Origin of the sequence: Zophobihabitans entericus (assembly GCF_011745665.1) — a bacterium.
GTDB lineage: Bacteria > Pseudomonadota > Gammaproteobacteria > Enterobacterales > Orbaceae > Zophobihabitans > Zophobihabitans entericus.
Genome location: NZ_CP050253.1, coordinates 1,200,600 through 1,224,027 on the forward strand (window position 1 = coordinate 1,200,600; position 23,428 = coordinate 1,224,027).

The window sequence follows — 23,428 nt, forward strand, 5'->3', positions numbered from 1 at the left end:
AACATGAAATTTAGTGAAAGTTGGTTACGTGAATGGGTTAATCCTGCCGTAAGTAGTGATGAATTATCTGAACAGCTGACAATGGCTGGTCTTGAAGTTGATGGTATTGACCCTGTTGCTGGTGATTTTACTGGAGTAGTCGTTGGGCGAGTTGTTGCCTGTCAACAACATCCAAATGCAGACAAATTACGTGTGACTAAAGTTGACGTTGGAACAGGTACCTTACTGGATATCGTTTGTGGTGCGGCAAATTGCCGTGAAGGTTTAACTGTGGCTTGTGCAACTGTTGGTGCAGTACTACCGGGTGACTTTAAAATTAAAGCTGCCAAATTGCGAGGTGAGCCATCAGAAGGGATGCTATGTTCTTATTCTGAACTGGGTATTAGTGATGATCACAGTGGAATTATTGAACTACCAGCAGATGCACCAATTGGTCAGGATGTTCGCCAGTATTTAAAACTGGATGACAAAATGATTGAAATCAGCGTGACACCAAATCGTGCTGATTGTTTTGGTATCAACGGTATCGCACGTGACATTTCAGCTGTCAATAACTTACCGGTTCAGGAACCTGAGTTTGTGACAGTTAAACCTGTGATTAATGATGTACTACCAATTCGTATCGAAGCACCAGAAGCAGCTCCGCGCTATTTAGGACGTATTGTTAAAGGGATTGATATCAAAGCGGCAACACCACTCTGGATGAAAGAGAAGCTACGTCGCTGTGGTGTACGTTCAATTGATGCTGTGGTTGATATTACTAACTACGTACTGCTTGAGCTTGGTCATCCTATGCATGCCTTTGACTTAAACCAAATCAGTAAAGAAGTCGTTATTCGCTACGGTGAAGAGGGCGAAAAACTGGTATTGCTTGACGGTAGTGAAGTTACATTGAAACCAAAAACACTGGTCATTGCTGATAGCGAAAAAGCCTTAGCACTGGCAGGTATCTTTGGTGGTGAAAAATCAGGTGTTTCTGAGCAAACTAAAGATGTCTTACTGGAAGCCGCATTCTTTGCACCACTAGCTATTGCCGGTAAAGCGCGGGAATATGGTCTGCATACTGATGCATCTCACCGCTATGAGCGTGGTGTTGATCCTGCGCTACAACATAAAGCGATGGAGAGAGCAACGGAACTCTTGGTGGCTATTTGTGGTGGTCAGGCTGGCCCGATTATTGACGTAACATATAAAGAGCATTTACCAAAAGTAAATACGATTACTTTGCGTCGTGAGAAGTTAGATAAGCTGATCGGCTATTCTATTGAGACACAAAAAATCACCGATATCTTAACGCGTTTAGGCTGTCAGGTGACTGTGTCTGACGATGGCTGGACGGTAGTTGCGCCGACATGGCGTTTTGACATGCAAATCGAACAAGATTTAGTTGAAGAAGTGGCACGTATTTATGGCTATAACAATATTCCTAATGCCTTTATGAATATTGAGCTACAAATGGCTGCGCGTCCGGAAAAAGAACTACCACTAATTCGTGTCAAAGAGATGCTGGTTGACCGTGGTTATCAGGAAGCAATTACTTATAGCTTTGTTGATCCAAAAACTCAGTCATTACTGCATCCACAAGCTGAAACTATTGTTCTGCCTAATCCAATTTCAGTAGAAATGTCAGCAATGCGTTTATCGCTCTGGACAGGACTGCTTGACGCGGTAGTTTATAACCAAAATCGTCAGCAACCTCGAATTCGTCTATTTGAATCGGGACTGCGTTTTGTACCTGATACTCAGGCTGAATTTGGTGTTAAGCAAGAGCTTATGCTGTCTGGTGTGATTACCGGTAATCTTTATGATGAACACTGGAAATTACCAAAACAACACGTGGATTTCTATGATCTTAAGGGTGATGTTGAAGCAATTTTAGCATTAACTGGTCGATTAGATGAGATATCACTGCGTCCGGCTAAGCATCCTGCGCTACATCCGGGGCAAAGTGCAGAGCTCGTACTAAATAACGAAGTCGCGGGCTATTTAGGGGTACTTCATCCAGAAATCGAAAAGAAATTGGATCTAAATAGTAAAACAGTTGTTTTTGAGCTGGTATGGAATAAAATTAATCATAGAGTTATTCCTGAAGCGAAAGAAATTTCTCGCTTCCCGTCTAACAGACGAGATATTGCAATACTTGTTAATAATGAAGTTCCTGCTCAGGATATTATTAATGAATGTAAAAAAGCTGGTGGTGAAGATCTTATTGCTGTCAATTTGTTCGATCTGTACCAAGGTGAAGGTATTAAGCAGGGACAAAAGAGTCTGGCTATCAGCTTGATATTACAGAATAAATCGCATACACTTACAGAGCAGGAAATCGTAAATATTGTTGACAAATGCCTTGCTGCGTTGCAAAATCGCTTCGATGCCTTACTAAGAGAATAATAATATGACATTAACTAAAGCTGATATCGCAGAAAGTTTAATCAATAAACTTAATATTGATAGACAGGAAGCTAAAGTGCTTGTAGAGCTTTTCTTTGAAGAGATCAGAGTTGCTTTAGAAAAAGGAGAACCTGTAAAACTTTCTGGATTTGGAAATTTTGCAGTTCGTGAAAAGAGTGCGCGTCCAGGACGTAATCCTAAAACTGGTGAGAATGTAGCTATTTCGGCACGCCGTGTAGTGACTTTCAGACCTGGGATTAAGTTTAGAGAACGTGTAGAAGCAAGTCTTTCTAAAACTGCTAAATAATCCTGGTAAACTTTTACTTGAGAGCACAAAGCAGGAAACTGTTTTGTGCTCTTTTGTATTAATGGCATTTACTCAGATAGCTATCTGATTATTTTAATCAAACACGTGGTTCGAAATCCTCCCACGCAAAAAAACTAAGGAACATAATGACTAACCTTAAAGATATTACCTTACTTGGTAATCAATCTGTGGCTTATCCTACAGATTATTCCCCAGATATCCTCGAAACTTTCGAGAATAAACACCCTGACAATGACTATTTTGTTAAATTCAATTGTCCTGAGTTCACCAGTCTATGCCCGATTACCGGACAGCCTGATTTTGCGGCGATTTATATCTCTTATGTGCCAAATATTAAAATGGTTGAGAGTAAGTCGTTAAAATTGTATCTGTTTAGTTTCCGCAATCACGGTGATTTTCATGAAGATTGTATCAATATTATCATGAAAGACTTGATTAAACTGATGGATCCAAAATATATCGAAGTCTGGGGAAAATTTACCCCACGTGGCGGTATCTCGATTGACCCGTATGCCAATTATGGCAAAAAGGGCACCCAATGGGAAACGGTAGCCTTTAATCGACTCGCTAATCATGATCTGTATCCTGAAAAAATAGATAACCGTTAATTTATCTTTTTGATCTCTATTTTTTAATACTCATCAGGAAACACAATGACTACTAACAAACAAGCGTTGGTTATATTCTCTGGCGGACAGGACTCAACGACCTGCTTAGTTCAGGCTATTGCACAATATGGTCAGGAAAATGTCAAAGCGATCAGTTTTGATTACGGTCAGCGCCATGCTATTGAGCTGGAAAAGGCACAAAAGATTGCTGCTGAGCTGGGAATTCCTCAGTTAGTGATTCAAACATCGGCAATTACTCAAACGACTAACAATGCATTGATTAACCAGGATATGGCAATCGGACAGCAGCAAGACGATAAATACCCGAATACATTTGTGGACGGGCGTAATGCACTGTTTTTACTTCTGGCGGCTAATTATGCTAAGCAACAGGGAATTACCGATATTATCATCGGCGTGTGTGAAGTTGATTTTAGCGGTTATCCGGATTGCCGGGACGTATTTATTAAATCGATGAACGTGACCTTAAATCTGGCCATGGATTACTCATTTAATATCAAAACGCCACTCATGTATTTAACTAAAGCTGAAGTCTGGAAACTAGCTGATGAGCTAGGATATCTGGAATATATTGAGGCTAATACTCACACTTGCTATTACGGTGTAGAAGGTGGTTGTAAAACGTGTCCAAGCTGTTTATTGCGTAATAAAGGGCTGGATGAATATCTGGCAACACGCTCTTCTTCAGTACCAGTAGAATAAATTAATATAATTTATTTAATTAAATCAATATGTTATATTTTTATTGATAAATCATTTTATGGGTTCCCTCACCCCATTATTTAAAAAGGTAAAATAAAATTATGTACGAATTTTCTTTATTACAGCGCCGTAAAGCTTTATATTATTTATCGTTTTTTCATATACTGATCATCGCTTCGAGCAATTATCTGGTACAGATTCCCTTTACTATTTTTGGTTTCCATACCACGTGGGGAGCATTTACTTTTCCATTTATCTTTTTGACGACCGATTTAACTATTAGGGTATTTGGAGCGAGTCTGGCCAGAAAGATTATTTTTGTGGTCATGATTCCTGCTTTAGCTTTGTCATATTTAGTCTCAGTACTCTTTTTTAATGGCAGCTGGATGGGGATTGAGTCTTTATCTACATTTAATCTATTTGTAGCGCGTATTGCCGCTGCCAGCTTTGCGGCTTATTTAGTTGGGCAATTACTTGATATCACTGTGTTTAACTATTTAAGACGCCAACATCGCTGGTGGGTAGCGCCTTCTGCTGCTGCTGTCGCTGGTAATGCGATTGATACACTGGTTTTCTTTAGTATTGCATTTTATCGTAGTGATGATCCGTTTATGGCTGAAAACTGGCTGGAAATTGCACTGGTGGATTACAGCTTTAAAATTCTGATCTGTGCATTGTTCTTTTTACCGCTTTATGGTGTATTACTCAATATTTTGTTAAAACGTTTAACCGCGATTAAGAAGTAACTGAAAAGAGAGGAAGACAGAGATATCTGTCTTCTTTGTTGCTTAATAGATAAATTGCTGGGTAAATAAAACACCCTCTCTCATTGGCTTTGGAATAAATTTTATACAATGGGAATCCTGATCAAATTCAATACATTGTTGAACTTCTGGCATTGCTTCTTCAATATCCTGTTCTGAATTTGTGAGGTATTGAGTTCTCGTTCTTTGTATCATTTCTTTATTGTCATTATAAGCATATTCAGTCGTCATTATGATTTCCAGATCAGCTATAGTTAACACAATATGTTGTTCTATTTTGTGTAGCAGACCATTGTTTAAATAAGAGTACCGAGTTGTTTTAGTTTGTGTATTCGCCTGATGAAAGCTGGAAATAATACGGTTGTCATTGTCATATGAAAATTCAGCACTGATTGGGATATCCAAATGATTGGGTTTTATGACTTCATTAACCTGTATTTCGTTAATACGTCCTGCAGAATCTGTCAGATAAGTAAAAATATATCCCGGAACCAGTGAATTACTTGTATCATCTAAAACGTATTCAGTATGACGCCATGAATTATCAGCTTTTTCTATTGTATGGTGAGCTAAACTTTCACCATCAAGGTTCAGAGAAAAATTCGTATCGGTAATTGCACCTGTACTGTCATAGTAAATTACGATTGTCTGATTTGTTTCGTGCGTATCCTCACGCGAAACTACCGGTGTTTCTGATTCATAGAGGACAAGTTGTTTAAGTGGTTTATTTGGATTGAACTCAGGTAGCTGCATCTCTGCCAAAATAAGATTATTTGATTGAATGATGTTATTTGGCTTAGTGTTATCACATCCGGTAAGTATGAGAATGACAATGCCACAATAAAATAGCTTTTTTAACATCCATGATTTCCTTGTAATTGTTCTAAATGACGTTATCTCAATGATACAAGAGTTCATTAATAAGATAAAAGAATTTTAGTGATGTAGCTTAGAAATCGCCTGGATCAATGTCGATTTTCAGGTAAAAAAGCGTAAAGTATAAGAAAGAAGGCTAACTGGGGGAGTGAGATATGACGACACCACATATTAATGCTAATTTAGGGGATTTTGCCGATGTTGTATTGATGCCTGGCGATCCACTCAGAGCAAAATATATTGCTGAAAACTTTATCGATAACGCTCGTGAAGTGACCTCCGTCAGAGGAATGCTTGGTTATACGGGAAGCTACCTTGGTATTCCTGTTTCCGTTATGGGGCACGGCATGGGGATTCCATCCTGTTCCATTTATACGACGGAATTGATTAAAGAGTTTGGTGTTAAAACAATTATTCGGGTTGGGTCTTGCGGAGCAATAAGTCTGGATATCAAGCTCAATGATATTATTATCGGCACTGGAGCGTGTACCGATTCTAAAGTAAATCGTATTCGTTTTCATGGGCATGATTTTGCCGCGACGGCTGATTTTTTTCTGGCTCGTAATGCTGTCGAAGTAGCAGAAAAGAAAGGTGTTCGTTTTAGAGTTGGGAATTTGTTTTCAACAGATCTCTTCTACACGCCCGAGAGCGATATTTTTGACGTTTTAGAAAAATATGGAGTCTTAGGTGTTGAAATGGAAGCGGCCGGAATTTATGGTGTAGTGGCCGAATATGGAGCTAAAGCATTAACGATTTGTACTGTGTCTGATCATATCCGAACCGGGGAGAAGCTGAGTTCTAAGGAGCGGGAGTCAACGTTTGATCAGATGATTGAGGTAGCGCTTGAGTCTGTAGTGATTGGGAAGAGGCGAGGGGAGATATAAGTCCGGTGTTGTTATAAGCTGGGTGGTTGGCGGGGAGCACGCCCCGTGAGCGTGTGTCTTTTGTTCTGCGTCCATAATTAGCGAGGGTTCTAGGGCGGACTGCATCGCCGTGTGCAATATTTTTGTGTTGTGCGGGTATAAGCATTTTAAGTGCCACTGCTCCCTGAAATTTGCGAAAGGGATGCAAGTGTGCCATCGCAAATTTCAGGGAGCAGTGGCACTTCTGTAATCTCTTAACATTTTCAAGTTCTTAATACCTTTTCTTTTTAATGGTCTTAATATTTTCTCAAAATACAATCTATTAAAACCTTATTGAGTTATCCATCAATTAACCTATTATTTAACCTCTAAAATATTTAATTAAATCAAATAATTAAACTTTTACCTTTTAAAAATAAAATCTTTAGATAATCAAAATAATACTTTGTCTTTTTTTATTTTTGATATTTCATTCAATCTATGGTGCTGTGATTGATGGAGAGCGTACCTCATAGGTCTTAGCGAGTCTTCGAGCGGGTGCCTATGGGGTGCGGTAGGCCATCAAGTCTCACTGAACCTGAAACAACACCAAGAAGATCACGCCAGCGGGACGTGCTCCCCGCCAACCGCCCAGCTAATAGCAATCATCACCCAAAAAATACACGCCAGCGGGGGTGTGTTCCCCGCCAAATACCCAGCTAATAGCAATCACCACCCAAAGAATACACGCCAGCGGGGGCGTGCTCCCCGCCAACCACTCTGGTAATAACAAACACTAATCTAAAACATTGTACACAGGCGGTGAAATCCACCTCAAACCCAGAAATAAAAATCCCGGCATTAAGCCGGGATTTCCACATTCAATTAAGTATACTTATAATCTATCGATTAACTCATACCGTATTGTTTTAATTTTTTACGTAAAGTACCACGGTTGATGCCAAGCATGTTAGCAGCACGAGTTTGGTTGCCACGAGTATATTGCATTACCATATCAAGGAATGGGTGCTCAACCTCTGCAAGAACTAAAGCATAAAGGTCTGTTGGATCTTGTCCATTTAACTGTGATAAGTAATTTCTTAATGCTTGTTTCACTGAATCTCGAAGTGGTTTCTGAGTGATCTTATCTTGAGAATTCACAGTAGTGAATTTTAAAGCATCAGCTGTAACACGTTGTTCTGGCATAATATTATTAACTCTTTGTATGATTACGTAATGTATTAAAAAATGCTTTTAATGCAATAAATTGTTGAGAAGTCTCATCAATAGCATTAAACAAGCGCCTAAATTGCTCGTTGCCCGTATAACCCTGGAGATACCAGGAAACATGCTTACGCGCGATTCTTAATCCTTTGTAGTCACCATAAAACTGATGGAGTACATGAGTATGTTCAGTAACGATTTGCTCAACTTCATCAATAGTTTTATCTGGCATAACTACACCGGATTGTAAATAGTGTTGAATATCGTTAAAAATCCAGGGCTTTCCCTGGGCAGCCCGACCAATCATAAGAGCATCAGCACCAGTATATTCCAACACCATCTTTGCTTTTTGTGGAGAAGTAATATCTCCATTGGCAATGACCGGAATACTGATCGCCTGCTTAACCTTCTTAATTGAGTCGTACTCAGCTTCGCCATTAAACAAACACGCTCTGGTTCGTCCATGAATGGTTAATGCTTTTATACCACAATCTTCTGCGATTTGGGCAATTTCTAAACAATTTTTGTTTATTATATCCCAACCTGTACGTATTTTTAAAGTCACAGGAACATTTACCGCACTAACTACTGCTGAAAGGATACTTTGCACCAGTGTTGGGTATTGCAATAATGCCGAGCCCGCTAACTTTTTATTCACTTTTTTTGCCGGACACCCCATATTAATATCAATTAACTGGGCACCATGCTCTTCATTCAATTTTGCTGCTTTAGCCATCTCTTCCGGGTCTGAGCCCACAATTTGCACAGCACGAATTCCTGGCTCATCTTGTGAGACCATTCGCAGTGTCGATTTATTTGTGTGCCAGACGTCCTCATTAGCCAGTAACATCTCTGAAACCGTCATGCCAGCTCCCATTTGATAACAAAGGGCTCTGAACGGACGATCCGATATTCCCGCCATCGGCGCAGCAATAAGACGATTTTGTAATGTTAAGTTGCCAATTTTTAAGTGACCAGCCAGCATTATAAAATCCTCTTTTGGGTCGCGTATATTAGCATCTTTTACTAGAGATTAAAGGGCTAAAGCTAAAATAATTAATAAATTATTCCAGTTAAATAGCATGACATTATTTAACGTATTGACTTTAAACGTTATTTATTCAGTCATGCTATAAATTAATTATTTGAAATTATTCTTCTTCCCGGTGATTCGACACCATTCATCCTGTTCAACCACAGCATCCAGAGTGAAATCTGCCTGATAAGCTTCACACACGCTTTCTGCCTGAGAACTAAGAACGCCTGAAAGTCCCAGTAAACCATCGGGTTTAACCAGTTGAATAATCTGAGGCGCCAGCTCTTTCAGTGGACCCGCTAAGATATTTGCAATAACAACATCAGCAGTTAAATTATCCGGCAGGTCTTTAGCTAAATAAACGGTTAAACGATCTGACACATTATTGCGCTGTGCATTATCACGCGTTGCCTGCAGAGCTTGTGGATCAATATCAAGACCGATAGCTTGTTTAGCGCCCAGTTTTAAGGCAGCGATAGCCAGAATCCCAGAGCCACAACCAAAATCAATAATAGTTTTACCCGTTAAATCAAGGCTATCCAGCCAACTTAAACAAAGTGAAGTGGTTGGATGAGTACCAGTTCCAAATGCTAGTCCCGGGTCAAGCATCACATTGACTGCATTAGGGTCTGGGATCTCTCGCCAGCTTGGACAGATCCACAGGCGACGACCAAATTTCATCGGATGGAAGTTATCCATCCATTCACGCTCCCAGTCCTTATCTTCAAGTTGTTCTACTTTATAAGAAAAGTGTTCTGTTAATAAAGGAGACTGACGAAGCTCTGCAATCAGTGGATCAACTTCCGTTTCTGCATCATATAAACCAATGACATCAGTATCACCCCACAGACGGGTTTCTCCCGGTAAAGGCTCAAAAATAGGCACATCATAAGTATCCTGAAAAGTCACAGAAACGGCACCAAGGTCAGAGAGTAAATCACTAATTTGTTCTGCTTTTTGTCCGGATGTATTGATCTTAATTTGAATCCAAGGCATATCGTTATCCTATATCCTGTTGAGTCACAAGATGTGACTTTTTACCAAATTGGTTACCCACAACAAAAGCAATTAATCCAAAGCAGAGTGTTGGTACAATTGGGTGAAAATCAAAAATCTTAATATTTTGGCTGGCAAGGATAATATAACTACCAGCACCAATAATCATTGAACTGAGTGCGCCACAGGCATTGGCTTTTTTCCAGTATAAACCAAGCACGAGTGGCCATAAGAACACCGCTTCTAAACCACCAAAAGCAAGCAGGTTGAGCCAGATAATCATCTCTGGTGGATTCCAGGCAGCAACAATCAGTAAAGCACCAAACACAAAGGTAATAAATACTGATAAACGAGTTAAATTTTTATCACTATATTGACTCGTTGGTTTGATACTGAGCAGTAAATCTTTAATTAACACTGACGAAACTTGTAATAACTGGGAGTTAATGGTGGACATAATTGCTGCCAGAGGAGCTGCCAGAAAAATACCCGCAGCCAGTGGTGGCAGAACCTGAATAATAAGTTGTGGAATCACCTGATCAGGAATGGTTAAGTCTGGTAGAATCACCCGACCTAAAGCGCCGGCAAGGTGCATTGTAAACATGATGATGGTAACCACAACAGTTCCAATAATGATTCCCTGATGAACCGCTTTACTATCTTTATACGCCATGCATCGTACCGCAGTATGAGGCAGACCAACCACACCAAAGCAGACCAGCACCCAGAAAGAAGCCATAAAAGGGAAGTCCATAAAATTATTTGGGCCTTCAGGTGTTAACAGTGCCGGATCTATCGCTTTTAAAGATGAAATTGCGTGATCAATGCCACCGGCTGCATAAATAATGGCTGCCAGCAGTAAAACAGCCCCGATGATCATCACTAAGCCTTGAAAAGCATCGTTTAGGATACTGGCTCTAAATCCACCAAAAGCGGTATAAATGACTGTACCAATTCCAAAGATGAGTAATCCGACATCATAAGGAATTCCTGCTGTTTCAAGCAGTCTGGCACCACCAACAAACTGAACGGTCATCGCACCAATAAAAGCGACTACGATTGCGATGCTGGCAAACCAGACAATCAAACGGCTACGGTAATGGGCATAAAGCATATCGCTCAGTGTGATGGCATTATATTTACGTGCCAAAATAGCAAATTTTTTACCTAAAATACCTAGTGATAAGAGAACTGTGGGTACCTGAATCATAGCCAGCAGAACCCAGCCCAGACCAAATTTATATGCTGCGCCCGGGCCACCGATAAATGAACTGGCACTAATATAAGTAGCGGCTAGTGTCATCGCCAGTAAAAAGCCACCCATAGTGCGATTACCAATAAAGTAATCAGTAAATTGATTCACTTTTTTACGTTTAATATAAGCGTAAACGGATAAAGAGAAGACGAGAATTAAATAGAGAATTAACGGAATAAGAATATCAATATTCATAATTATTATGTTCTTTATTGAGAATCTGGTTCTAAGGAGATATTTTTAAATTTGAAACGCACGGCGATGTAACAGGCGAGCACAAACCCTAGTGGCACAAATACACAAGAGACTTCAAACCAGAGCGGCAGACCTGTAATTCCAGGCTCACTACCCAAACAGTACGCAGTAATTAACCAGGCCAGTAAATATAAAATAGTTAAGAGCAAAGAAAGCACTGCTTCTTTATTTGCTTGTAAATATCGTTTATCCATAGGTGTTTTAACCGAAGAGAACAAGGCATTAGATTAAAAGAAAGTCGCTTAATTAGCAAGTCGGAGAAATTAAGGGCTATGTGCTTAATTATAGAATTTGTATTAATTGATAAATAAAATAATATTGATAATAATTCTCATTTATAATAAATTACTGCATTATCTTTCTTGACCACAAAATGGAATCATTAATATGAAGAGTAATAAAGCATTGACTAAAACATTTGCTGCGGTAGCACTCTCAATTGGTTGCCTGTTTTCTTCAATGGCGATGGCAAAAACAGTTGTAGATATTGTTGGGCGTGAAGTAGAAGTGCCGGAGCAAGTGAATCGCATTTTACTTGGTGAAGGGCGTATTATTCACTCTTTAGCGTTACTTGAAGGTGATAAACCTTTTGCCCGTATTGCTGGCTGGCAGGGTGACTTCCGCAAACTGGATACACAAAACTATGAAGTGTATAGAGAGAAGTTTCCGGAAATTGATAAGATTCCTTTGATTGGTAATACTACAGAAGACAGCATCAGTGCTGAGAAAGTCTTAACGTTAAATCCGGATATTGCCGTATTTGGTTTATCAGGTCATGGTCCGGGCAGAGATAGCCAATTAGTTAAATTACTTGAGAGTTCTGGTGTACCGGTGATTTTTGTCGATTTCCGTTCTTACCCAATGAAAAACACTATTCCAAGTATGCGTTTACTGGGTGATGCACTAAACCGTGAAGCAGAAGCGACTCGTTATATCAATTTCTATGAAGAAAATTTAAAGCGAGTGACTGACGTAGTAAACCCAATCCCTGAAGATCAGCGTACGACTGTATTTATCGAATTAAAAGCCGCAACCAGTGAAGACTGCTGTTCAACAGCGGGTAACGGTAATATGGGCGAGTTTATTGATGCCGCTGGTGGCTTAAATATCTCTAAAAGTTTACTACCTGCAACACTTGGTCACGTGAATCTTGAAAAAATTATTGCAGTTGATCCACAAGTTTATATTGTTAGTGGGACACAGGCACCTGATTCTAAAAATATTGGCGCTAAACTTGGTGCTTTAGTAACAGAAGATCAAAGTCGTGCAACAGCTGCTGCTGTATTTGACCGTAATGGTATCCGTGATTTAACTGCAGTAAAAACTAAGAATACTCATGCAATTTGGCATGGTTATTATAACTCTGCCTATAACATCTTAGCGATTCAGGCCTTTGCTAAATGGTTCTATCCGGAAAAATTTGCTGATTTAGATCCAAAGCAAACCATGAATGAATTATATAGTGAGTTCTTAGCCGTTGAACCAAGAGGGACATTCTGGGTTGATAATTACACTGCAGAATAATGAAGAGAATTATTTCTATACCAACTAAATAAATATAGCGACCGATGTCTGGTCGCTAATCTTTTTTATAGTGATTTATAAAATAAACAGTCATAACTATAAGATTGAGCAATTTTGGAAGCAGACGACCGATGGATAATAGTCATTTAACAGAAAATAAAGATAGTTTGATTTCCCGGCAGCAACAGGGACAAAAATTTTTAAGCCATTATCAAAAATTATTAAAATATCGTATCGGTATTTTATTACTTTTTGTCGTTATGATTTTTATTTCGCTGGTGCTGGATTTTGTTTTAGGACCGGCGGGTTTATCTCTGGAAACACTCTGGAATGCGCTGGTTTCTCAAAATAGTGTAACAGCTAATATTCGTACCATTGTCTGGGATATCCGTCTGCCATATGCGTTAATGGCTATTGTAGTTGGGATGGCGCTTGGGCTTGCGGGTGCCGAAATGCAGACCATTTTAAATAACCCACTTGCCAGCCCGTTTACGCTTGGACTCTCTGACGCAGCTGCGTTTGGTGCTGCACTGGCAATTGTTTTAGATATCTCTATTCCGGGCGTTCCGGGTCAGTGGATTATCTCGGTTAATGCTTTCCTGTTTGCGGTGCTGGCTGCGCTGATGCTTGATTTGGTAACGCGTCGTTCTCGGGTGTCGAGTGCAGGTATTGTTCTGTTTGGTATTGCTCTGGTCTTTACTTTCAAAGCGCTGGTTTCAATGATGCAATTTATTGCTACAGAAGACACTTTACAAGGCTTAGTATTTTGGACAATGGGTAATTTAACTCGTTCTAACTGGGTTAAAATTGGTATCTTATTTGCGATTTTCTGTGTGTTATTTATCTGGTCTATGACAAACTCATGGAAGCTAACAGCACTGCGTTTAGGTGAAGACAGAGCAGTGAGCTTTGGTATTGATACGAAGAAACTGCGTTTAAGCACTTTGCTAAGAGTGAGTCTGCTGTCAGCGACGGCAGTTGCCTTTGTTGGTCCAATTGGCTTTATTGGTCTTGTAGCTCCTCATATTGCCAGAATTTTATTTGGTGAAGATCACCGTTTCTATCTGCCGGCTAGTGCCCTGGTTGGTGCCATTGTACTGTCACTGGCTTCTATCGTGTCTAAAAACTTACTGCACGGTGTGATTATTCCGGTTGGTATTGTTACTGCTCTGGTTGGTGTGCCGTTCTTTATGAGTATTATTTTACGTTATAGAGGGCGAGTGTAATGACAAAGGGATTAACGGTATCACATCTGACCACTGGTTATGGCCACAAAAATATTATTACAGATCTGAATCTATCGACTTTACCTAAAAATAAGGTTGTTGCTCTGCTGGGGCCAAATGGTAGTGGTAAATCAACTCTTTTACGAGCGCTGGCGGGATTAAATAAAGCCACAGGTAAAATCGTTTATGATGGTCTGGATTTTATGCAATGCCCGTTTGTTGAGCGTGCCAGACGAGTTGTGTATTTACCACAATCGTTACCGGCAGGGGTGCATTTAAGAGTGCTTGAATCAGTGATTGTTGCTCAGCGTGCCAGTAATTTTCAGGCAACTGATGAAAACGCGATTCTTGACGTCTTAGCCAGACTGGGTATTACTCATTTAACGCTCAGTTATTTAGATGAACTATCCGGCGGACAGAAGCAGTTGGTTGGGCTCGCTCAATCTTTAATTCGTAAGCCAGATATTTTACTGCTTGATGAACCACTTAGCGCGCTTGACCTGAATTACCAGTTCCATGTGATGGATATGGTAAAAAAAGAGACCGTTCAGCGCGATATGGTGACCGTGATTGTTGTGCACGATATTAATATTGCATTGCGTCATGCAGATTATATTGTGATGCTAAAGCATGGTGGACTGATTGCAGAAGGTATTCCGTGTGAGGTGATTACACCAGAGAATCTGGCAACAGTGTATGGTGTACAAGGGCGGATTGAATATTGCTCGAGGGGCTACCCGCAAGTGTTGGTTGATGGGTTAATCTAGTTGCGTACCGGGGCATGTATTTTTGGTGCGGTGTTTGATATTAGCGTGGGTTTGGGGCGGACTGCGCCGCCCATGCGTAATATTTTTTGTATAGTGTTTATATAAGCCTTGTTAAGCGCCACTGCTCTCTGGAATTTGCGAGAAGGGATGCAAGTGTGCCATCGCAAATTCCAGAGAGCAGCGACACTTCTGTCATCTCTTAACATTTTTAACTTCTTAATCTCTTCCTTTCAAAAAACTCAGTATCTTTCTGAAATAAAATTTACCTAAAATCTTATTGATGGCTCTATCATTATTTAGAAAATAGAAAATAGAAAATAGAAAATAGAAAATAGAAAATAGAAAATAGAAAATAGAAAATAGAAAATAGAAAATAGAAAATAGAAAATAAATTTAATTAAATCAATGTATTATTTTTATTTAATTTTTAAAGATAAAATATTCTGGTAATTAAAGAGAAATTTGATAGTTTGTCTTTGTCTTTGTCTTTGTCTTTGTCTTTGATTTTGAATTTTTGTTGTTATTACATATTGAGTCTGTGATGCAGTGATTGATGGAGAGCGTACCTCATAGGTCTTAGCGAGCCCTCGAGCGGGTGCCTATGGGGTGCGGTAGGCCATCAAGTCCCACAGAACCTGCAACAACACAAAAAGATACACGCCAGCGGGGCGTGCCCCGCAACCCCCCCCAGCTAATAACAGAACCTGACCTAAAACATTGCGCCCGGGCGGCGCAGTCCGCCCCAAACCCCACGCTAATATCAAACACTAACTTCAAATAAATCAAAAACTTAAATTTATAACCCTTTGATTTATTTGAGGAAATTATTTGATTGAGTTGTTTGAGATATGTAACTTAAAATTCTGCAATTTCAGCTGTGAATGAATATCTTTATTGATTTTATTATCCGTCACCACATCAGTAAAAGATGACATAGCAATGGATGAAAACAGAGAATAAGAGCCATATTTACTGCTATCGGCCACTAAAATTACCCGATTAGCTTTTTCGGCAATGCTGGCTTTCACCAGCGCTTTTTCTTCTGTTGGTGCGGTAATGCCTTTCTCCAGACTCCAGGAATTACAACTAATAAAAGCAATATCCGGATTGATTTGACGAAGTAATAACCGACCATGTTCACCGATGCAGGACTGGCTACTGTCATCGATTTTACCACCAATAATCGTCACTTCAATCTGCTTAAATTCAGATAAAAAAAGGGCAATGTGCAAATCAGAAGTGATCACGCGCAGTGGCATATGCGTCAGGCGACGTGCTATCTCAAGCGTTGTGGTGCCAGCATCTAAAATAATTGAATCACCCGCCAGCACAAAGCTCGCTGCGATATCAGCAATCGATTGTTTTTCTGACTGATTACGGTGAATTTTTTCATACGTGGTGGGTTGAGCCGGAATAAAGCGATTAATCGTCACGCCACCGTGGGTACGATTAATCACGCCTTGCTCATCAAGTTTAATCAGGTCACGACGAATCGTAGCAGGAGAAGCCTTGATAGCTATAACTAAATCTTCAACAGTGACCAGATTATGCTCTTTCAGATAATCCATAATCTGGTCTAAACGATTATGCTTACTCACAATTAACTCACGCCTACGCCAGCTGTGCGGCTAAACGAATGGATTCAATCATACTGTCAGCTTTAGCGATACCTTTCCAGGCGATATCAAAAGCGGTACCGTGATCGGCGGAAGTACGAATAAATGGTAAGCCTGCTGCAATATTTACTCCATCATAAAAGCCCAGTAGTTTTAGTGGGATATGCCCCTGATCGTGATACATCGCCACAACCATATCAAACTTACCTTCATGCGTTTGTAAAAACACCGTATCGGGTGGGCAAGGGCCGGTAACATCTATACCCTTTGCTCGCATTGCCTCAATCGCGGGTGTAACAAATTTAATCTCTTCATCACCAAACAAGCCATTTTCACCAGCATGTGGATTGACACCAGCCACAGCAATACGCGGATGAGCATAACCGACACGTTTTAAGAAATCATTAGCAATGCCAATAACAGTTTCAATACGCTGACTATTTAAATTATCTAAGAATTTACGTAGTGAAACGTGTGTTGTTACATGAATTACTTTCAACTTATCGGTATAAAGCACCATCGCATAGTCTTTACTATTAGTGAGTTCTGCGAGCAGTTCCGTATGGCCCGGATACATATGTCCGGCACTGTGCAGTGCTTCTTTGTTTAGTGGCGCTGTGGCAATTGCTGCTACTTCATGATTCATTGCCAGTTCAGTGGCCTTTTTGACACAACGATATGCCAGATCTCCGGCCTGTTTTTGTACTTTACCCGGTATTAAAGTATTAATATTTTCAACCGGAACATCAATCACGTTGATAATGCCATGTGAAAACTTGGCATCTTTAACCTGTTTGATCACATTAATGGTGACATTACTAATGATGCCAAGTTGTAACTGTTTTTTAAGAATATCAGCGGAACCTACAACCACAGAATGAACATTTTCTACAACGGGAGATTGTAACGCCTGAGCAATGATTTCAGGTCCGATTCCAGCCGGATCTCCCATAGTGATAGCAATGACTTTTGACACAATCGGTCTCCTTAAATAAATTCTAAAGTTTTAATAAATATATCTTGTGAACCAAAGCCTCCGGCTTTAGTAAATACACGGTATGTTGCAGATTTGTCAGTCAGTAGCTGACCATATGGCACACCAGAACTGACTTCTCCCTGAATTGAAAATCCTTTAGCCCCCATTGTTTGCGCAACGGCAATAGCGATATCTCCACCTGTCAGGAATAACCCGCCAAACTCTAAATGGCTTGCAACGTGCTTAGTCAGCTGGCCTAAAAAATCACTAATATGTTCCCCTAGTTCAGTACGGGACAAGTGATGAGTTTGACAAAGCTGATTGATAAAATCGCGCAGGGAACTATCACGGCAGGTTCTGACAATACAGTGGTCACTGTTTTGTAAAATCGTCTGAATTTGCTGACTATACTTTTCAAGTTGTGATGGCTGATACTTTGGCAACAGCGTATGAATATCAATATCAACAATTTGCCAGTTTCCCTTACCATGAGTTTGTGTATAGTCAATTTGTTGCTGCGTCATATGACTCATCGAACCGGCAATAACAAGGAGTGATTTTCCTTCAGATTTGGTTGTCGTTTGTTGTTTAGGTTGATACTGAACAGGTAAATGATCGATTAAACCGGCAGATCCAACCAGTAAATAAGGGTGATTTAATTGATTAACTGACTGCATAATCTGTTTTAAGTCAGAATCTTGTTCTGCATCGAACACAATAATCTTCTTACCATCCTGAATCTGTTTCTCTAACTCTTGTTTGAGATTCAAACTACGAATTTGTGGTAAAAACACCTCTCCGCAAGCTAAATCAGTCTGCTGCAAAATAACTTCTTTAATGCGGGAAGAGTGCACAGGTGTTTTTGGGTCGGTAGCAAATTCAGTCTTTAGTAGCTCAACGTTATTAATATAGACAGTTCCGTTTTTTGTCGTTCGACCCATGGCAGGAAAAGCCGGAACAACAATTGCAATTGGGAGTTGTGTGGTACTCAAAATAGCTGAAGTTTCTGCACCAATATTGCCGCGCAAAGTGGAGTCAATCTTCTTATAAATCAGTGCTGGCAGAGGTGATTGTTTGACGACTTGTTCCTGACGATGCGCTGCTTCTTGCGGTGAAACTGCCCGGCTATCAGTATTTATAATAAGTACATCGCCAGGTTGTGAAAGAGTCATATCCTGCCAGTCATACCAATTAAATATAACATTCGCTGTTGCGCCTTTCTTGGCAAGTTGCACACCACTATCATTCGCACCAGTAAAATCGTCGGCAATAATAAGGATTGAATTACTCTCTTTCTGACTATTCATTGATTACACTCATTCAAAAAAATCAATACTTGGCATAGTATACAAATATTTTTTAATAAATGGTATTAAAAATGATTAAATTTAATCATTTTATTGTTTTCGTGATCTCTTTCACAATTCCATAATTGAGTGTGGAAAAGAGTTTATCATTTGTATTACTATAAATGAGCGAAATAAATCAATTTGATTTTATTTGTTCATTAAAGGAGCAGATAAATAAAATAATCAGAATTCTATTGAGGTAAGAGGCATGCACATAAATAGTACTGTTTTAAGTGGGCAGGGTGTGTTACAAAACATTGATTATCTTATCAATGACAGAAATCACATTCTATTTGTAACCGATAAAAATATTATTAATCTTGCGCCTGTACAGCAATTAATTAAAGAGATCAAAGCCACGGCCCCACATGTGACTTTAGTTGATGATATTCCACCAGAACCCAGTAATCACGATGTTGATGCTTTACTAAAACGTATGGCAGTTGCAGATGCTGATTTAGTGGTTGGTGTCGGTGGTGGGAGTGTGCTGGATGTGGCAAAACTACTATCTGTCCTTTGTGTAAAAAGCTCTGGTGTGACGCTTGAATCTTTACTGGCTGGTGAAAAACCGACTAAACGTTGTACGTCGTTACTCATTCCAACGACTGCTGGTACTGGTTCAGAAGCAACACCGAATGCGATTTTAGCTATTCCGGAAAAGAATACCAAGCAAGGGATTATCTCTCCAGTAATGTTACCTGATTATGTTTGTCTGGTACCTGAGCTGACCACTTCAATGCCTAAACGTATTGCTGCTTCAACCGGCGTGGATGCGTTATGTCACCTTATTGAGTGTTTTACTGCCACTATCTCAAACCCGGTGGGTAATAACTATGCGCTTATGGGAATGCAGAAACTGTTTAAACATATTGAAAGCTCAACCAATAATGCCAATGATTTAGAAGGCAAGTTAAATATGCTCTGGGCTTCTTATTATGGTGGCGCGGCGATTGCTCATGCCGGCACTCATCTGGTGCATGCAATGTCTTATCCTTTAGGTGGTAAATACCATATTCCACATGGTGTAGCAAATGCCATTTTACTTGTGCCGTGTATGGAGTTTGTGCGTGATGCCGTCGTGGATAAATTTGCCCAGGCTTATGATTTATTACCTGATGCTAACCTGGTTTTAACTGCCGAGCAAAAATCGATTGAACTAGTCAAATACTTCCGTGGGCTGGTTGAACGATTAGGATTACCAACAAAGTTACAAGAACTAAATGTGTCACCAGATGATCTTCCTTATCTGGTTGATGCAGCTTTAGATGTAAAACGTTTAATGAATAATGTACCAAAAACCGTTAAGCGTGAAGATGTACTGGCTATTTATCAATCCCTTTTATGAGTTCAGATAACGACAAATTTCGATAATTACAAATTAATCTTTGGAGATAATAGAGATGAGTAAAAAAATTGAAGGTGTGTTAACTGCAATTGTCACCACATTCGACGATAATGGCGACTTTTGTGCTACAAGAATGCGTAAACAAGTTCAGCGTCAGTTAAAAAATGGCAATAGTATTTTCTGTAACGGGACTAATGGTGAATTCTTTGTTTTAAATGAGAAAGAAAAACTTGCTGTGACAGAAGTTTGTGTAGATGAAGTCGCGGGTAAAGCACCGGTTATGGCACACATTGGTGAAATCTCTACCAGAGAAACTATCAAACTGGGTAAACAGATTGAAAAGATGGGGGTTGATGCGGTTTCTGTGATCACTCCTTATTTTATTCCGGTTAAGCAGGAAGAGCTAATTTATCACTACACTAAAATTGCTGACGCACTAACCGTTCCTGTGTTTATGTATAACATTCCAGCCAGAACGGGTAACACCATTCTACCTGAAACAGCCGCTAAACTTGGTGAACATCCAAACATTTTAGGGATTAAAGATAGTGCTGGTAGTTATGAAAGTCTTAAAGGGTTTACTGATGTGGCTAAAAAGATGAGTAATTTTAATGTATTAACCGGGCCTGATTCTTTAATTTATCAGGGTTTTGTTGATGGTTGTGTCGGTTCTATTTCTGGACTGGCTAACGTTGCACCGGGTCAAATCAATGCGATCTGGAAGCATTTTAAAGAAGGCAATCTGGAACAATCTAAAGCAGCACAAGATGCGGTTGGAGAACTGAGAAAAAATCTTTATGCCACAGTGTTCTCACCAGCTGCAGTGAAAAAAGCGTTAGCACTGATGGGAGAAGAAGTAGGCGTGAGCCGTTATCCGATTGAATTCTCTGACAGTGATATTGCTGCGATTAAGGCGATTGTCGCTAAGTTATAAAAATTCTCCAAAATCCGAGTGGTTATTTTCTCGGATTTTGGAGTTGGTACGTTGAGCAGTGTGCACTGCTCGAGCAGGTTTAATTAACATTAAAGGTTTAATGGTATGAAAGTGATTTCTACATCGCCATCGTTTGCTAAGTATGACAATACACCGATTGTCGATCTGCAAAAAAATGGTTTTGAGTATCTGGCTTTCCCTGCGGATGTTTCTCTTGATGAGTTGAAGCCTCATCTAAAGGACACCGTGGCTATTATAGTCGCATTTACAGAAATTAACGACAAGTTATTGGACTTAGCACCAAACTTAAAGATTGTCTGTAAACATGGTGTTGGGGTCGATAATATCGATCTGAATGCGACCAAAAATCGTAATATTTGGGTGACTAATGTACCTAATGCCAATAAGCATGCTGTTGCTGATTTTGCGTTTACTCTGCTTCTTGGGGCTGCTCGCCAGTTACCACAAGCGGTGGAAAAAACTAAAAAAGGTGAATGGCCGCGTATTTTTGCCACTGATGCTTATGGCAAAACGATTGGTATTTTAGGACTGGGCAACATTGGTAAGCAGGTAGCACTGCGTGCCCGTGGCTTTAATATGCAAATCCTTGCTTATGATCCTTATCCTGATCACGCGTTTGCCAAAGAATTTGGTGTGACTTTTGTTTCACTCGATGAATTGACTGAGCGTAGTGATTTTATCTCTATCCATATGCCACTGATCGAATCTACCAATAATCTGTTCAATCTTGAACGGATAAAACGCATGAAGAAAGGCGCTTTCTTGATGAATTTATCACGTGGCGGGATTGTGAATGAAGCTGATCTTTATCGGGCTCTTTCTGACAAGATTATCGCAGGTGCAGCATCAGATGTATTTGTGGAAGAACCATTAACTGAGCATCCGCTTTTTGCTTTAGATAATTTTATTGGCACACCACATATTGCCGGCTATACCGATGGTGCGGTGAGCGCAATTGGTGAGCTATGTGTTGAAAATATTATCAATTGCTTAGTACATGGTAGAAAGCCGATTTATGTCGTTAATGGCTTATAACAACAAAACATGGGATTAAAAGGTCAAATATTATGAATGTAATATCACAAAAAAGATCCTCGGTCAGATGGATTGTTGCAGGGCTCATGTGGGCAGCAATTGCGATTAACTATCTGGACCGGGCAATTATTGCCGCAGCAAGTCCGCACTTAATTTCAGAATTTAACTTAACGCCGGAAGAGATGGGCTGGATTATGTCAGCATTCTTCTGGACTTACGCTTTACTACAAATTCCATCAGGCTGGTTAGCTGATAAATTTGGACAAAAGAAAACGCTCGGCTGGGCTGTGGGCTGGTGGTCTGTGGCAACCGCTTGTATGGGCGTGGCGACTGGATTTAAATCATTGTTACTAATGCGTTTTATCTTAGGTGCAGGTGAAGCAGCGGCTTATCCAAGTAATGCAGGTATCGCTTCACGCTGGTTCCCGGATAAAGAAAGAACGTTTGTGTCAGCGCTGTTTGATAGTGCATCTAAGTTTGGCGGTGCGGTTGCAATGCCACTCATCGTCTGGCTGATGTACTTATTTGACTGGCGTATTACGTTTATTCTGTTTGGCTCGATTGGTGTTATTTGGGTTATTTTCTGGATCTTCTTTTATGCGGATTCACCAGAAAAACACAGAATGGTCAATCAGGCAGAAGTCGACTATATCCGTGAAGGTCAGGCGCAAAAACACGGTATGGAAAAAGGTGCAGCGATGAGGTGGTATCAACTACTTCGTTATAAACCAATTTGGGCGATGTGTCTTGGATTCTTTACCATTAATTATACTTCTTATTTCTTTATTACCTGGTTACCGACTTATCTGGTAAAAGAAAAGGGTATGGGCTTAATTAAGATGGGCTTTGTGGCAACGCTACCATTACTTTGTGGTATGGTTGCAGAGATGACGGCTGGTTGGCTTGCAGATCGTCTCCATCACAATAAAACATTATCACTCACCGCAACACGTAAGTTATTCCTGATTGTTGGGATGGCAATGGCACTTTGTGTTGGTTTTGCACCGTTAACTGACTCAGTAGTATTAACTGTAGTGTTATTATGTGTCGCTCGTTCTGGTACAGCGGTTGCTGCTTCACAAGTGTGGGCACTTCCGGGAGACGTGTCACCAAAGAACATGGTATCAACCGTTGCTGGACTACAAAATACTGTTTCTAACTTTGGTGGTGCTTTTGGTCCAATTATCACGGGTGCTATCGTAACAGCTACGGGTTCATTTACTTGGGCATTAATCTTCTCTGCTGGTTTACTGGTACTTGGTATGTTGAACTATGTGTTCTTATTAGGGAAAGTGGAACCGATTAAAGCTTAATTGATATCAGGGAAGTTTTCTTTG

Annotated in this window: 22 protein-coding genes and 1 riboswitch; of the genes, 13 read left to right on the forward strand and 9 right to left on the reverse strand. The window is 40.0% G+C overall.

All coding sequences use genetic code 11. From position 1 onward, the window contains the following. The first annotated feature begins 3 nt into the window (after positions 1-3). The 5 genes from pheT (at position 4) to IPMB12_RS05420 (ending at position 4,796) form a co-directional block, all read left to right on the forward strand. Positions 4-2,391 carry a phenylalanine--tRNA ligase subunit beta gene (gene pheT / locus IPMB12_RS05400; protein WP_166915682.1) on the forward strand — a complete coding sequence of 796 codons (2,388 nt, stop codon included), beginning with the start codon at positions 4-6 and terminating at the stop codon, positions 2,389-2,391. A 4-nt stretch (positions 2,392-2,395) separates the two neighbouring features. Further along, positions 2,396-2,698: an integration host factor subunit alpha gene (locus IPMB12_RS05405; RefSeq protein ID WP_166915684.1), complete on the forward strand. Its 303-nt coding sequence runs from the start codon at positions 2,396-2,398 to the stop codon at positions 2,696-2,698. A gap of 99 nt (positions 2,699-2,797) precedes the next feature. Beyond that, positions 2,798-2,842, forward strand: a riboswitch (PreQ1 riboswitch). Positions 2,843-2,844: 2 nt separating this feature from the next. Further along, entirely contained in the window at positions 2,845-3,327 is a 483-nt protein-coding gene (gene queF, locus IPMB12_RS05410; protein WP_166915686.1) for a preQ(1) synthase, read from the forward strand. Between the two features lie 45 nt (positions 3,328-3,372). Continuing rightward, positions 3,373-4,050, forward strand: a complete 678-nt coding sequence (gene queC, locus IPMB12_RS05415; RefSeq protein WP_166915688.1) for a 7-cyano-7-deazaguanine synthase QueC — start codon at positions 3,373-3,375, stop codon at positions 4,048-4,050. 101 nt (positions 4,051-4,151) lie between these two features. Next, a complete protein-coding gene (locus IPMB12_RS05420; RefSeq protein WP_166915690.1) occupies positions 4,152-4,796 on the forward strand; it encodes a 7-cyano-7-deazaguanine/7-aminomethyl-7-deazaguanine transporter in 645 nt (214 codons plus the stop codon). A 42-nt stretch (positions 4,797-4,838) separates the two neighbouring features. Here IPMB12_RS05420 and IPMB12_RS05425 read toward each other — a convergent pair whose 3' ends face one another. Next, positions 4,839-5,675 (reverse strand): hypothetical protein, encoded by an 837-nt coding sequence (locus tag IPMB12_RS05425; protein WP_166915692.1) that lies wholly within the window; start codon positions 5,673-5,675, stop codon positions 4,839-4,841. 170 nt (positions 5,676-5,845) lie between these two features. Here IPMB12_RS05425 and deoD point away from each other — a divergent pair, with 170 nt between their 5' ends. Further along, entirely contained in the window at positions 5,846-6,574 is a 729-nt protein-coding gene (deoD, locus tag IPMB12_RS05430) for a purine-nucleoside phosphorylase (protein ID WP_166915694.1), read from the forward strand. Between the two features lie 867 nt (positions 6,575-7,441). On the opposite strand, the gene fis is transcribed toward deoD, so the two are convergent. From fis to IPMB12_RS05455, 5 genes are all read right to left on the reverse strand, one after another. Next, positions 7,442-7,738, reverse strand: coding sequence for a DNA-binding transcriptional regulator Fis (gene fis / locus IPMB12_RS05435; protein WP_166915696.1), 297 nt, complete (start codon positions 7,736-7,738; stop codon positions 7,442-7,444). A gap of 7 nt (positions 7,739-7,745) precedes the next feature. Continuing rightward, positions 7,746-8,741 carry a tRNA dihydrouridine synthase DusB gene (gene dusB, locus IPMB12_RS05440; protein WP_166915698.1) on the reverse strand — a complete coding sequence of 332 codons (996 nt, stop codon included), beginning with the start codon at positions 8,739-8,741 and terminating at the stop codon, positions 7,746-7,748. Between the two features lie 156 nt (positions 8,742-8,897). Next, the gene (prmA, locus tag IPMB12_RS05445) at positions 8,898-9,788 is read right to left on the reverse strand and encodes a 50S ribosomal protein L11 methyltransferase (RefSeq protein ID WP_166915700.1); all 891 of its coding nucleotides are present in this window, start codon (positions 9,786-9,788) and stop codon (positions 8,898-8,900) included. A 4-nt stretch (positions 9,789-9,792) separates the two neighbouring features. Continuing rightward, a complete protein-coding gene (gene panF, locus IPMB12_RS05450; protein ID WP_166915702.1) occupies positions 9,793-11,238 on the reverse strand; it encodes a sodium/pantothenate symporter in 1,446 nt (481 codons plus the stop codon). 14 nt (positions 11,239-11,252) lie between these two features. Then, a complete protein-coding gene (locus IPMB12_RS05455; RefSeq protein ID WP_166915704.1) occupies positions 11,253-11,492 on the reverse strand; it encodes a DUF997 family protein in 240 nt (79 codons plus the stop codon). A gap of 193 nt (positions 11,493-11,685) precedes the next feature. On the opposite strand from IPMB12_RS05455, the gene IPMB12_RS05460 reads away from it, so the two are divergent. The 3 genes from IPMB12_RS05460 to IPMB12_RS05470 all read left to right on the forward strand — a co-directional run bounded on the left by IPMB12_RS05460 (position 11,686) and on the right by IPMB12_RS05470 (position 14,815). Then, positions 11,686-12,822, forward strand: a complete 1,137-nt coding sequence (locus tag IPMB12_RS05460; protein WP_166915706.1) for an ABC transporter substrate-binding protein — start codon at positions 11,686-11,688, stop codon at positions 12,820-12,822. A 131-nt stretch (positions 12,823-12,953) separates the two neighbouring features. Continuing rightward, positions 12,954-14,048 carry a FecCD family ABC transporter permease gene (locus IPMB12_RS05465; protein WP_166915708.1) on the forward strand — a complete coding sequence of 365 codons (1,095 nt, stop codon included), beginning with the start codon at positions 12,954-12,956 and terminating at the stop codon, positions 14,046-14,048. Further along, positions 14,048-14,815 (forward strand): ABC transporter ATP-binding protein, encoded by a 768-nt coding sequence (locus IPMB12_RS05470; protein ID WP_166915710.1) that lies wholly within the window; start codon positions 14,048-14,050, stop codon positions 14,813-14,815. The genes IPMB12_RS05465 and IPMB12_RS05470 overlap by 1 nt, the downstream gene beginning before the upstream one ends. Positions 14,816-15,639: 824 nt before the next feature. On the opposite strand, the gene IPMB12_RS05475 is transcribed toward IPMB12_RS05470, so the two are convergent. From IPMB12_RS05475 to dtnK, 3 genes are read right to left on the reverse strand one after another with little or no spacing between them, the layout of a single operon-like run. After that, positions 15,640-16,383 (reverse strand): DeoR/GlpR family DNA-binding transcription regulator, encoded by a 744-nt coding sequence (locus IPMB12_RS05475; protein WP_166917703.1) that lies wholly within the window; start codon positions 16,381-16,383, stop codon positions 15,640-15,642. Between the two features lie 43 nt (positions 16,384-16,426). Beyond that, on the reverse strand, positions 16,427-17,407 hold the full coding sequence (pdxA, locus tag IPMB12_RS05480) for a 4-hydroxythreonine-4-phosphate dehydrogenase PdxA (RefSeq protein ID WP_166915712.1): 981 nt from the start codon (positions 17,405-17,407) through the stop codon (positions 16,427-16,429). Between the two features lie 11 nt (positions 17,408-17,418). Next, on the reverse strand, positions 17,419-18,714 hold the full coding sequence (dtnK, locus tag IPMB12_RS05485; RefSeq protein ID WP_166915714.1) for a D-threonate kinase: 1,296 nt from the start codon (positions 18,712-18,714) through the stop codon (positions 17,419-17,421). A gap of 250 nt (positions 18,715-18,964) precedes the next feature. On the opposite strand from dtnK, the gene IPMB12_RS05490 reads away from it, so the two are divergent. The 4 genes from IPMB12_RS05490 to IPMB12_RS05505 all read left to right on the forward strand — a co-directional run bounded on the left by IPMB12_RS05490 (position 18,965) and on the right by IPMB12_RS05505 (position 23,404). After that, positions 18,965-20,101: an iron-containing alcohol dehydrogenase gene (locus tag IPMB12_RS05490; protein WP_166915716.1), complete on the forward strand. Its 1,137-nt coding sequence runs from the start codon at positions 18,965-18,967 to the stop codon at positions 20,099-20,101. A 55-nt stretch (positions 20,102-20,156) separates the two neighbouring features. Then, on the forward strand, positions 20,157-21,035 hold the full coding sequence (locus IPMB12_RS05495) for a dihydrodipicolinate synthase family protein (RefSeq protein WP_166915718.1): 879 nt from the start codon (positions 20,157-20,159) through the stop codon (positions 21,033-21,035). A 105-nt stretch (positions 21,036-21,140) separates the two neighbouring features. After that, positions 21,141-22,091: a phosphoglycerate dehydrogenase gene (locus IPMB12_RS05500; protein WP_166915720.1), complete on the forward strand. Its 951-nt coding sequence runs from the start codon at positions 21,141-21,143 to the stop codon at positions 22,089-22,091. 32 nt (positions 22,092-22,123) lie between these two features. After that, positions 22,124-23,404 (forward strand): MFS transporter, encoded by a 1,281-nt coding sequence (locus tag IPMB12_RS05505; RefSeq protein ID WP_166915722.1) that lies wholly within the window; start codon positions 22,124-22,126, stop codon positions 23,402-23,404. Positions 23,405-23,428 lie beyond the last annotated feature (24 nt).

Bases quoted from the DNA above. Each gene is read 5' to 3' on its own strand.
- dtnK (WP_166915714.1), bottom strand. From the start codon at position 18,714: ATGAATAGTCAGAAAGAGAGTAATTCAATCCTTATTATTGCCGACGAT.
- IPMB12_RS05470 (WP_166915710.1), top strand. From the start codon at position 14,048: ATGACAAAGGGATTAACGGTATCACATCTGACCACTGGTTATGGCCAC.
- IPMB12_RS05465 (WP_166915708.1), top strand. From the start codon at position 12,954: ATGGATAATAGTCATTTAACAGAAAATAAAGATAGTTTGATTTCCCGG.
- panF (WP_166915702.1), bottom strand. From the start codon at position 11,238: ATGAATATTGATATTCTTATTCCGTTAATTCTCTATTTAATTCTCGTC.
- deoD (WP_166915694.1), top strand. From the start codon at position 5,846: ATGACGACACCACATATTAATGCTAATTTAGGGGATTTTGCCGATGTT.
- IPMB12_RS05460 (WP_166915706.1), top strand. From the start codon at position 11,686: ATGAAGAGTAATAAAGCATTGACTAAAACATTTGCTGCGGTAGCACTC.
- queF (WP_166915686.1), top strand. From the start codon at position 2,845: ATGACTAACCTTAAAGATATTACCTTACTTGGTAATCAATCTGTGGCT.
- fis (WP_166915696.1), bottom strand. From the start codon at position 7,738: ATGCCAGAACAACGTGTTACAGCTGATGCTTTAAAATTCACTACTGTG.
- IPMB12_RS05405 (WP_166915684.1), top strand. From the start codon at position 2,396: ATGACATTAACTAAAGCTGATATCGCAGAAAGTTTAATCAATAAACTT.
- IPMB12_RS05505 (WP_166915722.1), top strand. From the start codon at position 22,124: ATGAATGTAATATCACAAAAAAGATCCTCGGTCAGATGGATTGTTGCA.
- IPMB12_RS05495 (WP_166915718.1), top strand. From the start codon at position 20,157: ATGAGTAAAAAAATTGAAGGTGTGTTAACTGCAATTGTCACCACATTC.
- IPMB12_RS05455 (WP_166915704.1), bottom strand. From the start codon at position 11,492: ATGGATAAACGATATTTACAAGCAAATAAAGAAGCAGTGCTTTCTTTG.
- IPMB12_RS05490 (WP_166915716.1), top strand. From the start codon at position 18,965: ATGCACATAAATAGTACTGTTTTAAGTGGGCAGGGTGTGTTACAAAAC.
- IPMB12_RS05475 (WP_166917703.1), bottom strand. From the start codon at position 16,383: ATGGATTATCTGAAAGAGCATAATCTGGTCACTGTTGAAGATTTAGTT.
- prmA (WP_166915700.1), bottom strand. From the start codon at position 9,788: ATGCCTTGGATTCAAATTAAGATCAATACATCCGGACAAAAAGCAGAA.
- IPMB12_RS05500 (WP_166915720.1), top strand. From the start codon at position 21,141: ATGAAAGTGATTTCTACATCGCCATCGTTTGCTAAGTATGACAATACA.
- pheT (WP_166915682.1), top strand. From the start codon at position 4: ATGAAATTTAGTGAAAGTTGGTTACGTGAATGGGTTAATCCTGCCGTA.
- dusB (WP_166915698.1), bottom strand. From the start codon at position 8,741: ATGCTGGCTGGTCACTTAAAAATTGGCAACTTAACATTACAAAATCGT.
- queC (WP_166915688.1), top strand. From the start codon at position 3,373: ATGACTACTAACAAACAAGCGTTGGTTATATTCTCTGGCGGACAGGAC.
- IPMB12_RS05425 (WP_166915692.1), bottom strand. From the start codon at position 5,675: ATGTTAAAAAAGCTATTTTATTGTGGCATTGTCATTCTCATACTTACC.
- IPMB12_RS05420 (WP_166915690.1), top strand. From the start codon at position 4,152: ATGTACGAATTTTCTTTATTACAGCGCCGTAAAGCTTTATATTATTTA.